At 72.7% G+C, this 21,572-nt stretch carries 19 protein-coding genes, 1 pseudogene and 1 riboswitch; of the genes and pseudogenes, 6 read left to right on the top strand and 14 right to left on the bottom strand.

What is annotated here, in order from left to right; all coding sequences use genetic code 11:
• Positions 1–44: 44 nt before the first annotated feature.
• The 4 genes from AB0E67_RS21940 to AB0E67_RS21925 all read right to left on the bottom strand — a co-directional run bounded on the left by AB0E67_RS21940 (position 45) and on the right by AB0E67_RS21925 (position 4,257).
• Positions 45–893 carry an SGNH/GDSL hydrolase family protein gene (locus AB0E67_RS21940; protein WP_362029292.1) on the bottom strand — a complete coding sequence of 283 codons (849 nt, stop codon included), beginning with the start codon at positions 891–893 and terminating at the stop codon, positions 45–47.
• Between the two features lie 297 nt (positions 894–1,190).
• A complete protein-coding gene (locus tag AB0E67_RS21935; protein ID WP_362029289.1) occupies positions 1,191–2,210 on the bottom strand; it encodes a hemolysin family protein in 1,020 nt (339 codons plus the stop codon).
• A complete protein-coding gene (locus AB0E67_RS21930) occupies positions 2,207–3,547 on the bottom strand; it encodes a hemolysin family protein (RefSeq protein WP_362029286.1) in 1,341 nt (446 codons plus the stop codon). The genes AB0E67_RS21935 and AB0E67_RS21930 overlap by 4 nt, the downstream gene beginning before the upstream one ends.
• A gap of 245 nt (positions 3,548–3,792) precedes the next feature.
• The gene (locus AB0E67_RS21925; protein WP_362029284.1) at positions 3,793–4,257 is read right to left on the bottom strand and encodes a GNAT family N-acetyltransferase; all 465 of its coding nucleotides are present in this window, start codon (positions 4,255–4,257) and stop codon (positions 3,793–3,795) included.
• Between the two features lie 148 nt (positions 4,258–4,405).
• Here AB0E67_RS21925 and AB0E67_RS21920 point away from each other — a divergent pair, with 148 nt between their 5' ends.
• On the top strand, positions 4,406–4,633 hold the full coding sequence (locus tag AB0E67_RS21920) for an antitoxin (RefSeq protein ID WP_362029376.1): 228 nt from the start codon (positions 4,406–4,408) through the stop codon (positions 4,631–4,633).
• Entirely contained in the window at positions 4,630–5,001 is a 372-nt protein-coding gene (locus AB0E67_RS21915) for a fic family toxin-antitoxin system, toxin component (protein ID WP_362029281.1), read from the top strand. Before AB0E67_RS21920 ends, AB0E67_RS21915 begins: the two co-directional genes overlap by 4 nt.
• Positions 5,002–5,094: 93 nt before the next feature.
• Here the strand turns inward: AB0E67_RS21915 and bioD are convergent, their stop codons facing one another.
• From bioD to bioB, 3 genes are read right to left on the bottom strand one after another with little or no spacing between them, the layout of a single operon-like run.
• Positions 5,095–5,784, bottom strand: coding sequence for a dethiobiotin synthase (bioD, locus tag AB0E67_RS21910; RefSeq protein ID WP_362029278.1), 690 nt, complete (start codon positions 5,782–5,784; stop codon positions 5,095–5,097).
• 1 nt (position 5,785) lies between these two features.
• Positions 5,786–7,090, bottom strand: a complete 1,305-nt coding sequence (locus AB0E67_RS21905; protein ID WP_362029276.1) for an adenosylmethionine--8-amino-7-oxononanoate transaminase — start codon at positions 7,088–7,090, stop codon at positions 5,786–5,788.
• Entirely contained in the window at positions 7,083–8,306 is a 1,224-nt protein-coding gene (gene bioB, locus AB0E67_RS21900; RefSeq protein WP_362029273.1) for a biotin synthase BioB, read from the bottom strand. The genes AB0E67_RS21905 and bioB overlap by 8 nt, the downstream gene beginning before the upstream one ends.
• 142 nt (positions 8,307–8,448) lie before the next feature.
• On the opposite strand from bioB, the gene AB0E67_RS21895 reads away from it, so the two are divergent.
• Together AB0E67_RS21895 and AB0E67_RS21890 are read left to right on the top strand one after the other, a co-directional pair.
• Entirely contained in the window at positions 8,449–9,591 is a 1,143-nt protein-coding gene (locus AB0E67_RS21895) for an 8-amino-7-oxononanoate synthase (RefSeq protein ID WP_362029271.1), read from the top strand.
• A gap of 297 nt (positions 9,592–9,888) precedes the next feature.
• Positions 9,889–10,320 carry an ATP-binding protein gene (locus AB0E67_RS21890; protein WP_362029373.1) on the top strand — a complete coding sequence of 144 codons (432 nt, stop codon included), beginning with the start codon at positions 9,889–9,891 and terminating at the stop codon, positions 10,318–10,320.
• Positions 10,321–10,442: 122 nt separating this feature from the next.
• Here the strand turns inward: AB0E67_RS21890 and AB0E67_RS21885 are convergent, their stop codons facing one another.
• From AB0E67_RS21885 to AB0E67_RS21865, 5 genes and pseudogenes are all read right to left on the bottom strand, one after another.
• Positions 10,443–10,916: a C40 family peptidase gene (locus tag AB0E67_RS21885; RefSeq protein WP_362029268.1), complete on the bottom strand. Its 474-nt coding sequence runs from the start codon at positions 10,914–10,916 to the stop codon at positions 10,443–10,445.
• A 3-nt stretch (positions 10,917–10,919) separates the two neighbouring features.
• Positions 10,920–11,116: riboswitch (cyclic di-AMP (ydaO/yuaA leader) on the bottom strand.
• A gap of 335 nt (positions 11,117–11,451) precedes the next feature.
• On the bottom strand, positions 11,452–11,760 hold the full coding sequence (locus AB0E67_RS21880; protein WP_351516531.1) for a hypothetical protein: 309 nt from the start codon (positions 11,758–11,760) through the stop codon (positions 11,452–11,454).
• 7 nt (positions 11,761–11,767) lie between these two features.
• Positions 11,768–12,403 carry an ATP-dependent Clp protease proteolytic subunit gene (locus AB0E67_RS21875; protein WP_362029371.1) on the bottom strand — a complete coding sequence of 212 codons (636 nt, stop codon included), beginning with the start codon at positions 12,401–12,403 and terminating at the stop codon, positions 11,768–11,770.
• Positions 12,404–12,630: 227 nt separating this feature from the next.
• Positions 12,631–12,891, bottom strand: a complete 261-nt coding sequence (locus AB0E67_RS21870; RefSeq protein WP_362029265.1) for a hypothetical protein — start codon at positions 12,889–12,891, stop codon at positions 12,631–12,633.
• Between the two features lie 159 nt (positions 12,892–13,050).
• Positions 13,051–13,293, bottom strand: a pseudogene (locus AB0E67_RS21865) (ISAzo13 family transposase); the annotation flags it as partial.
• 456 nt (positions 13,294–13,749) lie between these two features.
• Here AB0E67_RS21865 and AB0E67_RS21860 point away from each other — a divergent pair.
• Together AB0E67_RS21860 and AB0E67_RS21855 are read left to right on the top strand one after the other, a co-directional pair.
• The gene (locus AB0E67_RS21860; protein WP_362029262.1) at positions 13,750–14,067 is read left to right on the top strand and encodes a type II toxin-antitoxin system Phd/YefM family antitoxin; all 318 of its coding nucleotides are present in this window, start codon (positions 13,750–13,752) and stop codon (positions 14,065–14,067) included.
• 484 nt (positions 14,068–14,551) lie between these two features.
• On the top strand, positions 14,552–16,129 hold the full coding sequence (locus tag AB0E67_RS21855; protein ID WP_362029259.1) for an alpha/beta hydrolase: 1,578 nt from the start codon (positions 14,552–14,554) through the stop codon (positions 16,127–16,129).
• A gap of 94 nt (positions 16,130–16,223) precedes the next feature.
• Here the strand turns inward: AB0E67_RS21855 and AB0E67_RS21850 are convergent, their stop codons facing one another.
• A complete protein-coding gene (locus AB0E67_RS21850; RefSeq protein ID WP_362029257.1) occupies positions 16,224–17,273 on the bottom strand; it encodes an NAD-dependent epimerase/dehydratase family protein in 1,050 nt (349 codons plus the stop codon).
• Positions 17,274–17,490: 217 nt separating this feature from the next.
• On the bottom strand, positions 17,491–21,570 hold the full coding sequence (locus AB0E67_RS21845) for a hypothetical protein (protein ID WP_362029255.1): 4,080 nt from the start codon (positions 21,568–21,570) through the stop codon (positions 17,491–17,493).
• Between the last annotated feature and the right edge of the window lie 2 nt (positions 21,571–21,572).

Below are 21,572 nucleotides of genomic sequence, written 5' to 3'. Positions count from 1 at the left end.
TGGCGGTTTGTGCAGGCCAGCGCCGTGGCCGGGTTTGTGGCTTGCTACGAGAGCGGGGTCACGTCCACCTTGCGCCACGTCGCCACCGGGCCCGGGGCGTCGTCACGCTCGGGGGTGACCCAGAACGCCCGTCCCAGTTCGGCGCTGTACTGGGCGCCCGTACGCCCGTCCCCGGAGGAGCGGCCGGTCAGCCGACGACCGATCCACGGCAGCAGGTGCCGACGGGCGAAGCGGACGTCTTCGACGCGTCGCACCCCCCATTTCGCGGGAGCACTCTCCGGGAGCGGCGCCCGCCAGTCGCTCTCCGGCGGCAGCCCCAGAGTCTGCCAGACCGCCTCGGCCACCCTGTGGTGCCCGTCGGCCGTCAGATGCAGTCGGTCGACGTCCCAGAGCCGGGGGTCGCCCAGGGCCGGCGCCCCGTAGAGGTCGACGACGGCCGCGCCGTGGCGGGCGGCCAGCGCGTCGACCAGGGAGAACAGCTCCTCCATGCGCGGACGGAAACGTTCCATCACCGGACCGTTGCGGCCGGGGCTGCGCATCAGCACGAGCTTCCCGCACGAGGGCGCGAGGCGTTCGACCGCCTCTTCGAGCCGTCCACGGACCATGCCCATGTCGCACTTGGGCCGCAGCGCGTCGTTGAGCCCGCCGACGAGCGTCACGACGTCCGCGCGCAGAGCGGCGGCGGCCCCGACCTGTTCGTCGACGATCTGGCCGATCAGCTTGCCCCGTACCGCCAGGTTGGCGTAACGGAATCCCGGCGCCCGGACCGCGAGCCGGCCGGCGAGAACATCGGCCCAGCCCCGGTACGTGCCGTCGGGCAGCAGGTCCGACATGCCCTCGGTGAACGAGTCGCCGACCGCGACCAGACTGGTGTACGAGGCATTCATCTCCATGGCGATGCGATCGTATCGCGGGGCGACCCGGCCCCTTCGGGACAGCCTCGACCCGTCTCCACCCGCCGGGTTCCGCCCCGCGGCCCACCGACCGCGGGCCGGGCCGCACCCGTCCCACGCACCCGTCCCACGCACCCGTCCCACGCACCCGACGCACCCGTCCCCCGGCCGTCGGCAGAAAGCCCGGCGGCCGGGGAAACGGGCCGCCGGGCGGACGCGTCGCACGCGGACCCGCCGCAGGCGCCCCGTTCCCCGTCCGCCGGGCCGCGGACGTCCGACCGCGGCCCGGCGGACGGGTCAGTGCGCCCGCGGCCGTCCCACCAGCTCGCGCAGGACGTCCTCCATCGTGACCATGCCCGCCAGCCGGCCGTGCTCGTCGAGCACCGCCGCCAGATGCGTGCGGCTGCGGCGCAGCGCCGTCAGCACGTCGTCGAGCGGGGTCCCGGCGCGCACCCTGGCGATCGGCCGCATCGCCGTCACCGGGAACGGCAGGTCGCGCGGGGTGGCGTCCAGCGCGTCCTTCACATGGAGGTAGCCCAGGATGCGGCCCTCGCTGTCCATCACCGGGAAGCGGGAGAAGCCCGTCTCGTGCGACAGCCGCTCCAGCTGCTCCGGCGTCGTCCCGATCCTGGTGTAGGTCACCCGGTCCACCGGCAGCGCCACCTCCCGCACCGGCCGACGGCCCAGTTCGAGCGCGTGGTGCAGGCGCTCGGCCGAACGGTCGTCGACGAGACCGGCGTCCCCGGCGTCCTTCACCAGCCGGGCCAGCTCGTCGTCCGAGAAGGTGGCGGCGACCTCGTTCTTCGCCTCGACCCGCAGGAGCTTCAGCAGCCCGTTGGCGAAGGCGTTCACGGCGAAGATCACCGGGCGCAGCGCCCTGGCGAGGGCCACCAGCGGCGGCCCGAGCAGCAGGGCCGCCCGTACGGGCTCGGCCAGGGCGATGTTCTTCGGCACCATCTCGCCGAGCAGCATGTGCAGATACGTCGCGACGGACAGGGCGATCACGAACGAGATCGGGTGGATCAGCCCGCCGGGCACCCCCACCGCGTCGAAGACGGGCTCCAGCAGATGGGCGATGGCCGGTTCGGCGACGACACCGAGGACCAGTGTGCACAGTGTGATGCCCAGCTGTGCCGCGGCGAGCAGTGCCGACACGTGTTCCAGGCCCCATATGACACTTCGGGCCCGCCGGTTCCCTGCCTCGGCCTGCGGTTCGACCTGGCTGCGGCGCACGGAGATCAGCGCGAACTCCGCGCCGACGAAGAAGGCGTTGACGACCAGGGTCATCAGTCCGATGAAGAGCTGGACGGCGGTCATCGTGCGTCCTCCGTCCGTTCGTCGTCCTCGCCGGGCAGCGGCGCGTGCAGCAGGGCCCGCGCGGCCCGGCGGCCGGAGGCGTCCACGACGTCGATCCGCCAGCCGGCCAGTTCGACGGAGTCGCCCGCGGCCGGGATGCGCCCGACCTCGGTGGCGACGAGTCCGGCGAGTGTCTCGTACGGACCGTCCGGCACCCGTAGTCCGATCCTCTGCAGCTGGTCGAGGCGTGCGGCGCCGTCGGCCGACCAGAGGGTCCGTCCGTCGGCGTCCTCGCCCGCCGGTGCCAGGTCGGGCGTCTCGTGCGGGTCGTGCTCGTCACGCACCTCGCCGACGACCTCCTCGACGATGTCCTCCAGGGTCACGACGCCCGCCGTGCCCCCGTACTCGTCGATGACGACGGCCATCGCGAGCTTGCCGGACAGCTGGTCGAGAAGCCGGTCCACAGTGAGGGTCTCCGGCACGAGCAGGGGCTCGCGCAGCATCTGCGAGACACGCGTACGGGGCCGCTGCTCGGCCGGGACGGCCAGCACGTCCTTGATGTGCGCCACGCCGACGACCGAGTCGAGGTTGCCTCGGTAGACAGGGAAACGGGACAGGCCGGTCGCGCGGGTGGCGTTCGCGACGTCCTCGGCGGTCGCCCGCACGTCCAGGGCGGTGACCTGCACCCGAGGCGTCATGACGTTCTGCGCCGTGAGCTCCGCCAGGTTGAGGGTGCGGACGAACAGTTCGGCGGTGTCCGCCTCCAGGGCGCCCTCCTTCGCGGAGTGCCGGGCCAGCGCCACCAGCTCCTGCGGACCGCGGGCCGAGGCCAGTTCCTCGGCGGGTTCCAGACCGAAGCGGCGCACGATCCGGTTCGCCGTGTTGTTGAGGTGGCTGATGAACGGCCGGAACACGGCGGTGAAGGCCCGCTGCGGGGTCGCCACGGCCTTGGCCATCGCGAGCGGCGAGGAGATCGCCCAGTTCTTCGGGACGAGTTCGCCGACGACCATAAGGAACACCGTGGACAGCGCGGTTCCCAGGACGAGGGCCACGGACGACGCCACGCCCGGGGGCAGGCCCACGGCCTCCACCGGCCCGCGGATCAGCTTCGCGATGGACGGCTCGGAGAGCATGCCGACCACCAGGTTGGTGACGGTGATGCCGAGCTGCGCACCCGACAGCTGGAAGGTGAGGCCGCGTACGGCCTTCATGGCGCTCGCCGCGCCCCGCTCGCCCCGTTCGACGGCGCGTTCGAGCTGACCGCGCTCGACCGTCGTCAGCGAGAACTCGGCCGCGACGAAGGCACCGCACGCGAGGGAGAGCAGCACCGCGACGAGCAGCAGAAGCACTTCGGTCATCGGGTCACCTCCGTCCCATGGTCGGGCAGGGGCGGGCGGACCGCCCGATGTCGGCTGCGTGTGATTCGGCTGTGTCTACAACTGGGGGGCTCGCCCATGGGCGGACGTACACACCTTTCGAAAGGAATCGTTCAGGAGCCATCCATGGTAAAGGATCGGCAAAAACGCTCGTTCTCCGTGGGAAGCTTCTCAACCCACCGGTGGCGTCGTGGGGCGCAACGCGGCTCCGGCCCGCTCGTCGGCGTTCACGGGTGGTGCTCCCGGGCTTCGCCGCCGGTGCCCGTTCCCGGCCGGAGCGGCCTGACCCAGCGTCGCCAGTGGTCCTCGCGGTGGTATCCGGCCGCGGCCCATGTGCGGTGCGCCCGTTCGTTGGCCTCCAGGACCATGGCGTCGACCCGTCGTCCGCCAAGGCTGGCGAATCGTTCCTCCGCAGCTGCCAACAAGGCGGTGGCGATGCCTTGACGGCGGCGGTCGGGGTGTACGGCCAGCCGGTAGACCGAGCACCGCCAGCCGTCGAACCCGGCAATCACCGTTCCCACGAGAACGTCGGCGCGTTCCGCGAGGAGCAGCGCTTCGGGGTCCCGTGCGATGAGCCGGGCCACGCCGTCGTGGTCGTCACTGATGCTCGTGCCCTTCGCGGCCGCTCGCCAGAACCGGAGCACGTCGTCGATGTCGGAGGGGGTGGCGCAACGGATGCGCGGATCGTCCATGGCCCGAGCCAAGCAGACCGTCTCCCCGCTCGACCAGCGGCATTTCGACGCCGGGGCGTCGTGGACCCGCGGCGCCGGGCGAGGCGTGCCTTTGGGTCCCGAGGGCTTCTCCTTGCTGGCGCCGACGCACCGGCGCCAGCGTGATTTCGTGTCCAGGACCCAGCTGAACGTGAGAGTGGACGAGGCCACCGCCGAGTCGGCGCGGCAGCGCGCGCTGCAGAGGGGGATGAGTGTGAACCGTTACACAGAGGAACTCGTGAAACAGGACGCCGGCACGGTGGGGCATGCGTTCGTCGAGGCCGCGGGCGACTTCATGGAGGAGTACCAGGCGGTCTTCGCGGAGGAGTTCGGTCCGGAGCGCGAAGGCGCGCGTTGAACCTCCGGATCGATCTTTCCTGGCTGCTGATGGTGGCCGAGCACAAGACCCCGGGCGATCCGCAGGTCGTCGACTGGGGTGCGCTCGTGGCCGCGGTGGCCCGGCACGAAGCGGAGATCTTCGGCAGCCCCGTCTACAGCGACCCGCACTCCAGAGCGGCGGCTCTCCTGCAGCTGCTGATCCACGTCCCCGCGCTGGAACACTCCAACGCCATGTTCTCCTCGGCCGTCGCGTACGGCTACCTCGTCGCGTCCGGGCAGCGGGTCGTCACCTCCCCGGAACGGGTGCGGGACCTGGCGCGACTGGTGAAGGAGGGAAAGGCGGACGTCCGGGCCATCGCCGACGAACTGCGGCAGTGGAGCCAGTGATGATCCCTGCCCGGCCCGCCCCTCGTGGTGCGCGCCCCGGCGACGGCGGGTGCCGGACCGGGGCGGCAGTCGGCCGCACCACGGCCCGGTCGCTCATCCTGGGTTCCGGGTCCCGCCCAGTTCGGCGGCCAGCCAACTCCCGGCCGCCGCACGGAAGTCGGCGGGCGCCAGAGCCCCCGCCCCGGCCGGTACCGCGCCCAGCAGCGGGGCGCCCGCCGCCACCGGGAGGTCCGCCACGTTGCAGCGGGCCGCGAGGTCAGGCTCGGCGGGCATGCTGCCCACCACCACACCGAGGCACTCCAGCTCCCGGGCCCGCAGGGCCTCCGAGGTCAGGGCGGTGGCGTTGAGCGTGCCCAGTCCGGCCCGCGCCACGACCAGCACGGGCGCGGACAGCAGCCGGGCAGCGTCGGCGAGGGTCGAGCCCGTGTCGTCGAAACGGACCAGCAGACCGCCCGCGCCCTCGATCAGCACCACGTCGTGCTCGGTCGCCAGCTTCTCGGCGGCCTCGGCGATCTCGTACGGGCGCACCGGCGGGAGGCCGGCCCTCCGGGCGGCCGTGGCAGGCGCCAACGGCTCCGGGAAGCGCGCGAGTTCGACCGCCGTCACATGGCCGCCCGCCAGCCGTGCCACCTCCGCGGCATCCCCCGGCTCACCGGGCGCCAGACCCGTCTGCGCGGGCTTGAGGACCGCGACGCGCCGGTCCCGCCGCGCCGCCGCCACGGCGGCGGTCACGACGGTCTTGCCGATCTCGGTGTCGGTGCCCGTCACCACCAGAACGCTCATCTCAGCCCTCCCTCGCGGCCGCGCACACGGCACGGCAGATCCGCGCCACGTCGTCGTCGTCGGTCACATACGGCGGCATGGTGTAGACGAGATCGCGGAACGGCCGCAGCCACACCCCTTCCCGTACCGCCGCACGGGTCGCGGCGGCCATGTCCACCTCGTGGTCGAGCTGCACGACACCGATCGCCCCCAGCGTCCGCACCTCCCGCACCCCGGGCAGGTCCGCCGCCGGGGCGAGACCGTCCCGCAGCCCCGCGCCGATCCGCTCGACATCCCGCTGCCAGTCCCCGTCCAGCAGCAGATCCACGGACGCGCACGCCACGGCCGCGGCCAGCGGATTGCCCATGAACGTGGGACCGTGCGCCAGCACCGGCACCTCGCCCCGCGAGATGCCCTCGGCGACCCGTGAGGTGCAGAGCGTCGCCGCCATCGTCAGATATCCGCCGGTCAACGCCTTGCCCACGCACATGACATCCGGTGAGACCCCCGTGTGACCGGCCGCGAACAACGTCCCCGTACGGCCGAACCCCGTGGCGATCTCGTCGAACACCAGCAGGACGTCGTGCGCGTCGCACGCCTCGCGGAGCACCCTCAGGTAGGCGGGGGAGTGGAAGCGCATCCCGCCCGCGCCCTGCACCACCGGCTCCACGATCACCGCCGCCAGCCGGTCCGCGTGCTCCGCGACCAGTTCCCGCAGATGGCGTGCGTACTCCGGGTCCGGTTCCGAGTGGAAGCCGCCCGGCGGCGCGTCCGCGAAGACCTGCCGGGGCAGCACGCCCGACCACAGCTCGTGCATGCCGCCCTCGGGGTCGCACACAGACATCGGCTGCCAGGTGTCCCCGTGATACCCGCCGCGCCAGGTCAGCAGCCGCTGCTTGGCGGGCCGCCCCACCGAGCGCCAGTACTGCAGGCACATCTTCACCGCGACCTCGACCGACACCGAGCCCGAGTCGGCGAGGAAGACGTGCCGCAGCGGCTCCGGGGTGATCTCGACCAGCCGGGCGGCCAGCCGGACCGCGGGCTCGTGGGTGAGCCCCCCGAACATCACATGGCTCATCCGGTCCAGCTGGCCGCGTGCCGCCGCGTTGAGCACCGGGTGGTTGTAGCCGTGCACCGCCGACCACCACGACGACATGCCGTCGACCAACTCGCGGTGCCCGTGGACCGGTTCGGCCAGCCGCAGCCGTACCCCGGACGCGGACTCCACGACGAGCGGATCCTGGCGTCCCGGCATCGGGCCGTACGGATGCCAGACGTGGGCGCGGTCCAGCGACCGCAGTTCGGCGGGGGAGAAGGACTCAGGCATTGGGGGCGAGATCCGTACCCGCGCCGCGCCGCCGCACCGCCACCAGATCCGGGCGTGCGGCCGGGGCGTCGGCACCACCGGTGACGGCCTCGGCGGGCGCGTCACCACAACCGGCCGCTTGCGGGGGCGCGTCACCACGATCGGCGGCTTGCGCGGGCGCGTCACCGCACGGCGCACACCCCCCGTCGTGCCCGCCGCAGCCGCCCGTCGCGGCGCGGTGCGCGGGAAGCGTCGACGTGTCCGCGCCCTCCACCTCGAAACCGGCATCCGCGATCATGTCCAGGTCGGCCTGCCCGGCCTGTCCCTCGCTGGTGAGGTAGTCGCCCAGGAAGATCGAGTTGACCAGATGCAGGGCCAGCGGCTGCAACGAGCGCAGATGCACCTCGCGCCCGCCCGCGAGCCGCACCTCCACGTCCGGGCAGACGAACCGGACCATCGCCAGGATGCGCAGACACCGCTGCGGGGTGAGGTTCCACTCCTTCGCCAGCGGGGTTCCCTCGAACGGGATCAGGAAGTTCACCGGCACCGAGTCCGGGTCCAGTTCGCGCAGTGAGAAGACCACGTCGACCAGGTCGGCGTCGCTCTCGCCCATCCCCGCGATCAGCCCGGAGCACGCCGAGAGACCGGCGGCCTGCGCCTGCCGCACGGTCTCCACCCGGTCCGCGTAGGTGTGGGTGGTGGTGATGGCCCCGTACGTTTCCTCGGACGTGTTGAGGTTGTGGTTGTACGCGTCGGCGCCCGCCGAACGCAGCCGCTCGGCCTGCCCGTCGGTGAGCAGCCCGAGGCAGGCGCACACCTCGACGCCCTCGTTCTGGTCCTTGATCGCCTCGATGGTCTCCGACACCCGGTCGACGTCACGGTCCGTCGGACCGCGGCCGCTCGCCACCAGACACACCCGCTTGGCGCCCCCCGCCACCCCGGCCGCGGCGGCCTTCGACGCCTCGTCCGGTTTCAGCCACGTGTATTTGAGGATTCCGGCCTTCGATCCGAGCCGCTGCGAGCAGTACGAGCAGTCCTCGGGACAGAGCCCGGACTTGAGATTGACCAGATAGTTCAGTTTCACCCGCCGCCCGAACCACTGACGGCGCACCTTTCCGGCCGCGGCCACCACGTCGAGCAGGTCGTCGTCCGAGGTCGCCAGTACGGCGAGGGCTTCTTCGCGGGTCGGCAGCTCGCGCCGCAGCCCCTTGTCCACCAGCGTGTTCAGGAGGTCCATGGCGTTGATCCTGTCCCATGGCCCGCCCCGCCGCCAAGGAGGAACCGGACAACACACCCCGGGAAGGGTGTGTGTATTGCCACACCATGACCCGCTGCTCCCACGGTTAGGGTCTGTGAACTGCCTACAAAAGGGACCGCTCATGTCCTACGCCCCGTTCGACTGGATCGACGACGCGGCACGCCGCCGCGCCGATGCCGGACTCGTCCGTACGCTCCGCCCGCGGCCCGCCGAGACGGTGTCCCTGGATCTCGCGAGCAACGACTATCTGGGCCTCACCCGGCACCCCGAGGTCACCGGGGCGGCGGCCGAGGCCGCGCGCCGCTGGGGCGGCGGGGCGACCGGTTCACGGCTTGTCACCGGCTCCACCGATCTGCATGCCGAACTCGAACGCGAACTGGCCGAATTCTGCGGGTTCGAGGCGGCGCTGGTGCTGTCGTCGGGGTACGCGGCCAATCTGGCCGCCCTCACCGCCCTCACCGGCCGCGACGCGCTGATCGTCTCCGACGCGGGCAACCACGCCTCGATCGTCGACGGGTGCCGGTTGTCCCGGGCCGGGACCGTCGTCGTCCCGCACGCCGACCCCGACGCCGTGCGCAAGGCCCTGCGGACGCACGAGGGGCGCGCGCTGGCTGTCACCGACTCGGTCTTCTCGGTCGACGGCGACGCCGCGCCGCTGACGGCGCTCGCCGCGGCCTGCCGGTCGGAGGGGGCCGCGTTGCTCGTCGACGACGCGCACGGCCTGGGGGTGCTGGGGGAGGGCGGCCGGGGCGCGCTCGCAGCCGCGGGCCTCGCGGGCGACCAGGGAGTCGTCGCCACGCTCACCCTCTCCAAGTCCCTCGGCAGTCAGGGCGGAGCGGTCCTCGGTCCCGCCCGGGTGATCGAACACCTCGTCAACACGGCCCGGACGTTCATCTTCGACACGGGCCTCGCGCCGGCCGCCGCGGGCGCCGCGCTCGCCGGCCTGCGCCTGCTGGGCCGGGAACCGGAACGCGCCGGGCGGGTCCGCGAGGTCGCCGCGGGGCTGTACGGGCGGCTGACCGCGGCCGGTCTGGCAGCCGTGCGTCCGGACGCCGCCGTGGTCTCCGTACGGGCCCCGTCGGCGGACGCGGCGGTGCGCTGGGCGGCGGACTGCCGCGAGGAGGGGGTCGTGGTCGGGTGCTTCCGGCCGCCGTCGGTGCCGGACGGCGTCTCCCGGCTGCGGCTGACCGCGCGCGCCGACCTGACCGACGAGCAGATCGCGGCGGCGGTGGAGACCGTACGGCGCACCGCCCCCGCCGGCTGACGGGCCCCGGAGCCGGCCGGGGGATCACGGACGCTCCCGGCCCCCCTCGCCCTCCGCCGTCCCTGCCACGCCGCCGCACACGCGGGCCTCGTCCCTCTCCTGCCGAGTGATTCGTACCGACCGGACGGCGTGGCGCAGACGTACGGATTTCCGGGACGGAGTTCACCACATCGAGCGACAGATATCCGTACATCTTGGTGGATCGGCGTCACAGACGGCGGGGCGAGTGGCAATCTGGCGCGAAGCGCAACCAGGACCGGGCGCGTGTCGGTCCGGGTGGGAGAGGGGTGGCTCGCCATGGCGGACCAGCGGGAAGCAAGCATCACTCTGCCGAGCGAGCCGGTCTCGGTCCCGGCGGCCCGTGGACACGTGTCCCGGGTGCTCACCGAATGGGGCCTGGCCGCGGACACCGAACTCGCGGACGCCCTGCGGCTCGTCGTCTCGGAACTCGCGACCAACGCCGTCCAGCACACCTTCGGGCAGTCGCCCGCCTTCACCGTCGATCTGAGACTGGAGCGGGAGGAACTGCTGCTCCTGGGAGTGACGGACAGTCATCCGCGCCGGCCCCGCCGGCTGCCCGCCGCCGTCCAGCAGGACAACGGGCGGGGCATGGTGATCATCCGGATGCTGGCCAAGGAGTGCGGTGGTCGGCTCTCCGTCACGCCCACCCCGGACGGGGGCAAGACGGTATGGATCGAGCTCCCCTGGGACGTCTCCGCGCCGGACTGACCGCCCTTCGGACCGACCGACCTTCTGCACCGACCCTCCGGTCGACCGGCTTCCGTCGTGCCGCCCGTGCCCGGCCTTGCGGACCGGAGCCGTTCGGTGGCTCCGGTCCCCGAGACCGTGGGTCAGCGGACGCGTCCGTAGTAGACGCTCTTCGACCAGATCTTCTCCAACCGGACCACCGAGCCGGTCCTCGGCGAGTGCCAGATCTTGTTGTGTCCGGCGTAGATCCCGACGTGGTAGACGCTTCGGCCGTAATGGAAGAAGACCAGGTCTCCGCGCTTGCGGTGCGAGGCCGAGACGTGACGGGTCCTGTTGTACTGCTGCTGGGCGGTGCGGGGGAGCTTCTTGCCCGCCTTCTTGAACGAGTAGACGGTCAGCCCGGAGCAGTCGAAGCGGTGGGGGCCGGTGGCGCCCCACCTGTACGGCGAGCCCTTCTTCGATGCCGCGACGTTGAGCGCCTTGAGCGACGGAGTGGCCGCCTGGGCCTCCGTGACGGCGCCCGGGGCGAGCATGGTGCCGCCGACGGCGGCCAGTGTCAGAACCGAGGCCGTACCGGCCCGGGCGAGCAGAGACGGGACATGAACCTGCGCAGTCATGCGCAACCCTTCGTCAGCCGCCTGTGAAGGATGACCTGTCGGGTTCGGGCTGGCGAAGTTGCCCGGCCGCGCTCGGCGGCTTCACCCCGAGGGACGACCGATGTTCCGGTCGACCCGTTGTGCTCGGGTCCTCCACTCCTGCCGATCCACTTCTGTCGACCAGTCATCCGGGCGGCGGCAGGACTCGGCGTCCGCTCGGACCGCCCCGCCGCGGTGGCGGGGGCTTGTCGTCCCAGGGATCTTGACTCACCGACAGCCGGATTTCCGAGCTGAAACGATGATATGTGAGAGTCCTCACGACTGAACTGTTCGAGTGCAGCTGACGCATTTGGATGCTGCGCCGGGCGTGCGCGCCGGTCGTGCACCAGGGGCGGAAGGGCGGATTTCGCCCTCCGCCCACCTGGAAGCCGCAAGTCGAGATTTCTCTGAAAACAGCGTTTCCTACTCTGAAAAGAGTAGGAAAATCGGATCGCACATCGGGCGTGTCGCGCGGTGGAGTTGACGGGGGATCGACCGGGAGCGCACGGGCGAGCGATCAGCCGGGTGGCACGGGGGGCAGGGTGACGCGACCGGACCGGCGTTCCCCGTCCAGGGCGCGCAGCGCCCGTGCCAGGGTCCCGGCGTGGATCCGCGCCTCGCCGCGTTCGTGCATCAGCGCCAGGGCGTCCCGCAGCGCCCCGGCGCGCGAGGCCAGCGCCTGCGCGGCGCGCAGTGCCCCGTAGGTGTCGCTGCCGCGGGCAGGGTTGATCCGGCCCAACTGGTCGAGGACGTCGAGGTAGCAGTCGATGAACTCCCCCTCCGCACGGGTCAGCGCCGGCAGCGGAGGAGGATCGGACGGGCGCATCAGGTCCTCACCGCGAGCCGGGTGACGGGAACGACGTCTTCCGGCTCTCCACGACGTGGTCCACCAGGCCGTAGGCCCGGGCGCCCGCAGCGTCGAGAACGAGGTCGCGCTCGATGTCCTCGGCGATCCGCCCGGCGTCGCGGCCCGTGTGACGGGCCAGCAGGGTGACGAGCGCCTCGCGGACCCGTTCCAGTTCCCGCGCCTCGATCTCCAGGTCGGACGGCCGGCCGTGGACGGGCTCGGCGAGCGTGGGCTGGCGCATCACGACGCGCGCCCCCGGCAGTACGTGCCGCCGCCCCGGGGCGCCCGCGGCGAGCAGGACGGCGGCCCAGGCGTCGGCCCGGCCCAGGCAGTACGTCTCCACCTCGCAGGTGAGGTACTCCATCGTGTCGTGGACGGCGGTCATGGCCGCGAACGAGCCACCGGGGGAGTTGATGTAGAGGGAGACGGGCCGGTCCGGGGCGGCGTGTTCCAGATACATGAACTGCGCGATCAGATCACTGGCCGCGGTGTCGTCGACCTCGGTGCCGAGCAGGACGATCCGCTCGGCGAGCAGCTTGGAGTACGGGTCGAGGGTGCGGGTCCCGTGGGGCGTGCGCTCGGTGAACTCGGGCAGCACGTGTCGGGCGGTGGGGCGGAACAGCATGGCGTTGCCTCTCCTCGCGGGATGCGCGCGGCTCCGGGCCGGGCTCGCGTCCACATCTGTAAAAAATGTACAGGACGTACAGACTCGAAAGCGGAGACCCCGAGTGCAACACTGGCAGTGCCGGAACCGCGCGCACGGTTTGAAGCGGCGGGGGCTGGAAACGGAGCGGAAGCCACCGCGCCAGTCCCCGACCCTGCTCAAGACCCTGGCCCTCGAGTCCGGCGTCACCCGGACCGGCTTCTACCCCAAGAAGAACCGGGACGCCACAACCCGGCCAGGGGCGCTACCAGCACCTTGCCGAGGAGTGCGAGCGGCGCCTTGCGGCTCTCCAGCAGGCCGGCGAGAGCGTCGACCCACGGGCCGCGCAGATCGAACGGCTCAAGGGCCAGGTCGCCGAGTTCAAGGACCAGGCCACCGAGCGGGATGAAGTCGACGCCGGGTTCACCGAGTTCAAGACCGCGGCCATCTCTCGGTTCGTCGCCCAATACGACGAGATCACGAGGCTATGGGAACAGGCAGCCGCCCTGGGTAACGTCCGCCGCCTGTCTGCCGCCCGCAGCGGTACGGCGCCGTTCGGGTCGTGCAGCTGAGTCCGTTATTACGCAAAGAAATCTTGGGCGGGTGGGGCAGCCATTGGATCCGCCCGTGTCCACGCTGATCACTGGCTGGTCGGTGTCCATGTGCTGCCTGGCCCGCTCGTTGATGTAGTGGAACTGGGCATCCCGGTCCGGGTGTTGCTCGCCCTCGATGGTCCTGGCGCAGGCTTGCAGGCTGAAGCCTTCCTCACGCAGCAGGTCTGCGACCATGTCCCCTTCGTGGTCGATACGGGCAAGAACCAGGGTTCTCATGGACGAGCCGGATGAAACGACGTGCCAGTCGGTGTCCAGGTCCAGGAGATGCCGGCCGGCGGCGGTCAGGGATAGAGACGGCGTTTTCTACCTGCGCTCCGGTGACTGTGGCCATCACGGCGGTGCTGAGCGTGGGGTGTGTATCGAGGAGGGCGCGGGCGAGTTCGGCGCCCCAGGTGCACTCGTGGGTCCAGACCGAGGCTGTGCGTGCGGTATGTCGGTCTCGGTGAGTCGCCCGCCGACGCCTTCGCGCCGGCCGGGAGACCTCACGGCCAGGACGTCTGGCTGCACCAGCCCGATTGCGTCATGTGAGGCGTCGATCCCCTCTGAGACCCGCCAGGATTCAGTGCGGCCAGGGAACTCTTCGTCTCACCTCGTCTCACACATCTCTCACGAACGAGAGCGCACGGGAGTGCGCGAGAGCCTCTGACCTGGACGTTCGCCTGTCGCCACGGACCACGGCGGACCAGGTGGACATTGCATAGGCTGGGGAGCATGGCCTACGAGATTCCGGTGACGCAAGCCCGAGCTGAGCTCGCCGAACTGATCAACCGCGTCGTCTACGGCGGCGAGCGCGTGGTCGTGACGCGGCACGGCAAACCGCTCGTCGCCCTCGTCTCGGCCGCCGACCTGGAGCGACTGGAAGGCGGAGCGGAGGCCGCCGAGGAGCGGGTGATCAGCTCGGTCTCCTCGATCGGCTCTTCGGCGTCCGCTCCCGGCGAACGCCGACGGTTCGGCATCGCGGCGGAGCACACGGGAACGGGGCACGCGGGACACGAGGAGCGTGCGGGGCGCGACCAGCCGGGGCGCTGAGCCGGGCGCACCGCCGATGACCCGCGCCGTGCGGGCGCCGCGCGCGCCGAGGGTGACAGGCGCTCGGGGCCGTCCTGCGCGCTGAGCCGGTGCGCGCTCCGCGCCCCCCGGGGGCCTGTCGACCGAGCAGGTCGCGTGTCCGGCAGCCCGCCACCGGTCCGCCAGCGACCGCGATCCGATCGTCATGGCCGTTGCCGCAGTGTGGCCGGAACTCGCCGTGCCGACGCCGCGCGTCCGGCGCGTACGGCACGGAGCCGGGTGCCCCGGGACCTGCGAGGAGGCGGGGCGCAGGAGGCCGCGGAGCGAGAGAGGCCCGGTGCGCGCCGAACACCGCTCAGCGGGACACGGGCGTCCGGTTATCGATTCGGTAAAGAAGTGGGTACGCGACCTGTTCTCAGGAACCTCCCAGCCGACAGGATCCGCGAGAGGTCCTGGATGAATCACGCCGCCACCGGCGGCACTTCAGGCCTGGGGGAGGTTCCACTTGAGACGCACAGCAGCTCTCGGCTCGGCCGGTGCCCTGGTGGCGGGCATGCTCATTTCGGGCGCGGTGACCGCGCCGACGGCCACCGCCGAGGGGCGTCACCACCGCGTGTCCGAGGCGCGCGGCGTCGAACTGGCCGCGGCCCGGGCGGCCCGGTCCGGCATCGACTGGAAGGACTGCCCGGCCGACTGGGGCCTGGCCAAGAAGATCGAGTGCGGCTGGGTGACCGTGCCGCTCGACTACGCCAGGCCCGATGGCAAGCAGATCCGGCTGGCCGTCGACCGGCACATCAGCACCGGCACGGAGGCCGAACGACAGGGCGCCCTGCTCTACAACCCAGGTGGCCCCGGCGGCTCGGGTCTGCGCTTCCCGACCCGGATCACCAGCGGGAACCCGCTCTGGGTGAACACGGCGAAGGCATACGACTTCGTGGGCTTCGACCCGCGCGGCGTCGGACACTCCGCGCCGATCTCCTGCATCGACCCCCAGGAGTTCGTCAAGGCCCCCAAGGCCGACCCCGTACCCGACTCCGAGGCCGACAAGCTCGCCCAGCGCAAGCTCGCCGCCGAGTACGCGGACGGCTGCGCCGAACGCAGCGGTGACATGCTGCCGCACATGACCACGCCGAACACCGCACGCGACCTGGACGTCATCCGTGCCGCCCTCGGCGAGAAGAAGCTCAACTTCCTCGGCGTCTCTTACGGCACCTACCTGGGTGCCGTCTACGGCACCCTCTTCCCGGACCACGTCCGCCGCATGATCGTCGACAGCGTCGTCGACCCGGCGCGGGACAACATCTGGTACCAGGCCAACCTCAACCAGGACATCGCCTTCCAGAAGCGCTGGGACGACTGGAAGGCGTGGGTCGCCAAGAACGACTCCGTCTTCCACATCGGCGACACCCCCGAGAAGGTCGAGCAGGCGTGGCTGACGCTGCGCGCCGCCGCCAAGAAGAACCCGATCGGCGGCGTGGTCGGCCCCGCCGAACTCATCGGCTTCTTCCAGAGCGCCCCCTACTACGACTCCTCCTGGGTGCCCGTCGCCCGGACCTGGAGCGAGTACCTCAAGGGTGACACCCAGGCACTCGTCGACGCCGCCGCCCCGGACATGTCGGACATCAAGGGGAACATCGCGTCGGAGAACGGCAACGCCGTGTACACGGCCGTCGAGTGCGCGGACGCCAAGTGGCCCACGAACTGGCGGAAGTGGGACCGCGACAACATCCGGCTGCACGAGCAGTACCCGTTCATGACCTGGGCCAACGCCTGGATGAACCTGCCGTGCGCGACCTGGTCGGCCAAGCAGCGGAGCCCGCTGAACGTCAAGACCGGCAAGGGACTTCCGCCGGTGCTGATCGTGCAGTCCGAGCGCGACGCCGCCACCCCGTACGTGGGCGCCGTCGAACTGCACAAGCGCTTCAAGGGCTCGCGCCTCATCACCGAGCGGAACGCCGGTTCGCACGGTGTGACCGGCCTGGTCAACCCCTGCATCAACGAGCGGGTGGACGCCTACCTGCTCACGGGCAAGACCGACCGCGCCGACGTGACCTGCGACCCGCACGCCACGCCGAAGCCGTAGTGACGCGAGCACGACCGCGACGCGAGTGAGCGGCGGCCACGGGCGGCCGGTGGTTTCGATCACCGGCCGCCCGTGCCGTGCGCGGCACCGCGTCTCATGCCCCGCGGTCGTACGCCTCCAGCCAGGCGTCCTCCGCGTCGTAGTCGAACAGCTGCGTTCCGTACGACCGAAGCAGGACGGGGAACGCCTCCGTCCAGTCCCTGCCCTCCAATCGGCCGGCGAGCCATTCGACGGTCTCGGGAAGGGACTCCACATAGCCGGTCACCGGCCGGTACCCGAGCTCGCGCCCGGCGGCCGTCATGTCGTACACGACCGGATGGGCGATGGTCCACGGGGTGGCGCCGACCCCGTCCTTCCCGGGCGCGCCCGCCATCAGCACGTTCTCGGTCCGTCGGCCGAGCACCGCGTCGACGGCCTCGCCGATCTCCGCGACCGTCGGCGCCTGCGGATCCCCGGCGTTGAGCACCCGCGAACCGGGCTGTCGCGCGGACAGCCGGATCAGCTCGGCCAGGTTGGAGACATGGACCGGGTGGAAGCGGGACTCACCCCCGAAGGCGAGCACCCGCCGCGCCCGGCCGTCCAGGACCCGCTTCACGAAGTACAGCTCGCGGGGCGAACGGCAGTACGGCCCGTGGATCGCGCCCGCCCGCAGCAGCGTCACCGGCAGTGCCGCGCCCGCCGCCAGCAGATCCCGCTCCAGTCGCACCTTCCGCGTCGCGTACGTGGCGTCGCCCGGGGGCACGGTGCGCTGCGTCTCGGGGATCGGCACGGGGTAGCGCGGGGCCCCGTCGGGTTCGTCCTGCGTGTCGAAGCCGCGCCCCTGTTCGTCCGCGTACACCGCGCCGCTGGAGATGACCACCGCCGAACCGATCCGGTCCGCGAGGCCGGTCAACTGCCGGGCGTGGTCCGCCCCGTACGCCACGGCGTCGACCAGCACGTCGCAGCCGTCGCCCAGCGCCGCGGCGAGCGCCCCGTCCTCGTTCCGGTCGAGGGCCACCGCGCGCACCGCGCCGTCCCACCGCTCGTCCCTGCCACCGCCGCGCGATGCGGCCGTCACCTCCCAGCCGTCCTCGACGAGCGCCCGCACGGCCGCCCGCCCGATCTGTCCCGTCGCTCCCAGTACCCATGCGCTTCCCATGCTCATGAGGCGACGCTAGGCCGGAACCACCGCCCGCGACAGCGGAGTTCACCGAGCGCGGATTCGCTGTCGGCGTGGCGGTTCGGGGAACCCCCACGGTTCGTCGGACGGGCCTGCCGCGTGCGTGCACCCGGGGTGCCGCCCGACGCGCCCGCACGGCTGCCCGGAGCACACCGGGCCCGCCGGGGACGCGGATGCGATGCGCGTGGGCGGTGTGCCGCGCTCACACCGGAGCGGGACCACCGACCCGCAGCACCACCGGACCCAGCAGCCCGCTCACGCGCTGGCCCGGGAAGACGAAGTGGGTCGGGCTCGTCGCGTCCAGGCGCGGCGCCAGCGTGTTGAACACGAGGATGTCGAGGACGTTGTCCCCGGGGCCGGCCAGTCCTGTCAGATCGAACACGTACGGGGAGCACACCCGCACCCCGGCGAGGACGCCGCCGACCCGCACCTCGGCCGTTCCGCGGACCCGTCCGAGATCCAGCGACACCCGGCCCCCGCCGGTCCCGCCGGGCACGGTCACCACACGGCGGTACCGCACCCCGCCGCTGTACTCGGCCAGTCCCCGCGTCTCCCAGTCGCCGACGCGCATCCGCCCGGGACCGACCTCGCAGCGCAGCGGACCGGCCAGGGCCGCGCCCCCCTCCAGGCCCGGGACCGTCCGGATGCGCAGGGCGGCCGTGCGGGGTCCGCGAGGACCCGTGGCCGGCAGTTCCACCGAGACGGTTCGCACGCCCCGCGCGCCGACGGCCGCGGACACGGCGCATTCGGAACCGTCCACGAACACCCGCGTCGCGCCGTGCACCCGCACCGACAGCCGCGCTGCCCCCGGAGGCAGCTCGCACCACAGCCACTCCACCGCCCCTCGGCGGCCGGGCACCGCGAACCGGACCGGCAGCACCGTCCCGTCGTCCGCGTCCGGATCCAGCCAGGCGGCTCCCGGCAGCGGATGCGGACGGCGGCGCAGATGCAGGGCCGCCGGATCGCCGACCTGCTCACGACGGACCGCGACCGGCACCCGCCCCGCCGCCGTTCCCGCCCACCAGCCGGCATCGCTGTGCAGCGCCGTGACCGGGCCGCCGTTCCCGTCCTCGAAGACCGCGTCCACCAGGACCGCCCGGTCGGCCCCGGGCGAGGGCTCGACGGTGATCTCGTTGTCGCCGAGGCGCAGGGCCCCCGCCACCTCGTGCCGACGCACCCGCGGCACCGCGTGCGCGGCGTACGGGTCGAATCCGCCCTGCCGGCCCACGACCCGTCCGTTGACCCGCACGACACAGGGCACGCGCGAGGCCACCTGGACGACGGCCCGGGCGGGGACCGACGGGAGCCGGACCGTCGTTCCCATCGGCCCCGAGGCGTGGATCCACTCCGGGCGCCGACAGCGCCCCGGATCGCGCACGAGCGCCAGATGCGCGCGTAGTTCGGTGTCCTGATCCGGCGTCAGTTCCAGCTCCAGCAGCCGGCGGCCCGCCGCCGCCCGGACCGGCCCCGTCGCGAGATGGCCCCCGTCGTCCAGCGGCACGGGCACGCCGTCGAACCGCGCCCGCTTCGCCCCGGCCGCCCCGATCGCGAGATGGCCGTCGAAGGCGGCGTCGAGGAACAGCTCCGTGCGCAGCCGCACCACCTCTCCGGCGGCGGTGGGACCGAGGTGGACGAACTCCTCCGGGACATGCCCCTTGGGCCCCAGAACGGCGCGGTGGACCGGGTCCTTGTGGACGCCCAGGGAATCGGACCACGCCTGGACCGACCGGGTGCCGTGACCCGGCCCGCCGCGGTCCACGACGGCGTGCGGGCCGAACGTCGCGTGGACGGTGCCCGTGACCGGTCCGCGCCCGAGGTCCGGCCGGGCCCACCCGTCCCGCACCCCGTCCTCGCCGGCCGCCTCCACCCGGTGCCGGAAGGTCCGGCATTCGGTGACCGCCGGGCCGGCGGGCGGCCCGGACGCGGGGCGGGCGAAGTCGCCCCAGGTGTTGTCGAGGGTCGGCACCAGCACGGCGTCCCAGTCCGCGTCGGCAGGGATCTCGACGACGGCCGGTCCGGGGACGGGACGAGGCGGCCGGGGAGCGGCGGGCACCGCGGCCGGGGGCCGGTCGGGGAAGACCAGCACGGCGGCCGGGCCCGTGTCGAAGGGGACGTCGACCTCCACGGCCCGCGCGCCGCCGTCCGAGGGCGGGACGGTACGCACCGGCAGCGCCCGGGGCGCGGAGCCGAACGGGTCCACCAGGACGGCCGGTCCCGTCACGTCCCGCACCCGTACCCGTGCGCGGCGCGCGTAGCGGCCCGGATCGAAGTCGTACCGGGCGTCCAGCCATCCCAGCGCGGCCCCGCGTGCGTGCGGCGCCGCGACGGACGCCCGGGTCGCCCGCGGGGCCGCCGCCGTCAGGAACACCACCGTGGCGTCGTCCGTACGACGCGCGAGCGCCGGCACCGGGGCGCGGACGGCCGGATCCATCCGCGCGAACGCCGCCGCGAGCGCGCCCTCGTCGTCGGTCCCGGGGACGAACACGGCACGGCCGTCCGCGAAGCACGCGCCCAGCTCCTTCCGCAGCCCGTCGCAGCCGGGGCCGACGACCCGTTCGGGGAGGGCGCCGACCGCGACCAACGTGCCGCCCGCGGAGGCGAACTCGACGATCCTGCGGGCCGTGCCGTGTTCGAGGACCGTGCACGCGGGCAGCACGAGGGCCGAATACGCCTCCTGCGCGACCCTCAGCCGCGTCTCCCCGCCGGGCGGCGCGACCACCCGCGCACGCGTCAGGGAGGCGTCGTCGACGACATCGGCGTCGAGACCGAGACGGTCCAGGATCCCCGGCCGAGCCGTGAACCAGGCCATGTCCCCGACGAGTTCCAGATAGGCCGACTGGGCCCGCTCCGCCGCCTCCGTGACACCGTCCCGGGCCGTGCCGGCCTGTGCCGTGGTGGTGGGCAGCAGGACCGCGACGTCGCACAGATGGCGGCCGAGGCTCAGCAGCGCGCAGAGCCGGGTCACCGCGTCGGCGAGGACGCGGTGGTGACACCAGTAGGGCTGCCGCCAGTCGGTCGCCGGCGGAGCCCACTCCCACCAGCCGCCCTTCGTCGTGCCGTACACGGCATGCGGGTTGTAGAGGGTCGCACCGGCACGGAGCCACGGCAGCAGCCAGTCGAACGTCTCCTCCGGGGTGCCGCCCCAGCCGGTGGAGTGGAACGCCTCGATCCAGGTGCGCGGCCGGCCGTACAGATGGGCGAGCGAGGAGTGGACGCGAGCGTCCCCGTGGTGGTCGCTGCCGGGCGCCGGGAACCAGCGGTGGGTGCGGGCGTAGTCGGCGTACAGCTCCACACCCGCGACGGGGTGTCCGGCACGGGCGGGATCCTGCTGGTCGCAGCCCACGAGCAGGCCGTGCCGCGCGTGCCAGTCCGTCAGCGGCCGGAAGAACGCCTCCTCGGCCAGTTCGGCGCGGGTCGTCTGGTAGTCGCGCCGGACGAGCGCGGGGTCCGGATCCGCCCCGTCCCCGTACAGGGCGTCGAGCCGTTCGACGAGGTCGTAGCCGCGCCGCCGCAGGAAGGCCTCGGCGAAACCGGTGGACCAGGTGGGCAGCGCCGGCAGCTCGTCCTGGAACGAGCCGACGACCACGGTCCCCAGCCGGTCGCCGAGGCGGCGTTCGAATTCCCCGTGCACCCGGTCCAGCAGCGCCGCGCACGCCCGGACGCCGAGGTAGTCGAAACCGAGCGCCACGTGATGATGGAGCGTCAGCCGCCAGCGGCCGGGGCCCGGCGCCCGTACGACGCCGTCGGCCACCGCGACCCGGATCGCCGGTCCGGCGAGGCGTCCGGCGGAGTCGACCGGTTCGGCGCGCGCCGCGAGCGGCCGGGCGCCCGGCGGGCACCGCAGTTCGCCCGGCCGTGCCGCCGTCGACGTGACGACGGACCGCAGCCGGTCGAGGCCGCGCCCCGCGTGGGCGGGCTCCTCGTCGACGAGACGTGCCTGGAGGTCGGCGCCGGAGAAGCCGAGCTGGTCGTAGAACCACAGACGTGCGCCGAGCCCCCGCGCGTCCTCGCACACGCCGTCGACCAGCGCCCACCACGCCTCGGACATGAACGGCGGGTCGTCGGCGTCGGAGCCGAACAGCGGCCCCGACGGCGCCAGGCCGATCAGGACGACCTGGTGCACCCCACCCTGCGTGAACCGTTCCAGCTGTGCCCGCAACCGGGAGCGTTCGAGCGGTTCCCCGCTCCACCACCACAGGGCGACGGGCGAGAAGGCACGCGGGGGATCGGCGAGGACCTCGGCGACGCATGGAGGCAGCGACGGTCCGTCCCGATCTGTCATGA

Origin of the sequence: Streptomyces sp. NPDC032161 (genome assembly GCF_040636995.1) — a bacterium.
Taxonomy (GTDB): domain Bacteria; phylum Actinomycetota; class Actinomycetes; order Streptomycetales; family Streptomycetaceae; genus Streptomyces.
Note: the sequence above shows the minus strand (reverse complement) of the source record. Positions and strands in the feature narration are given on the sequence as shown.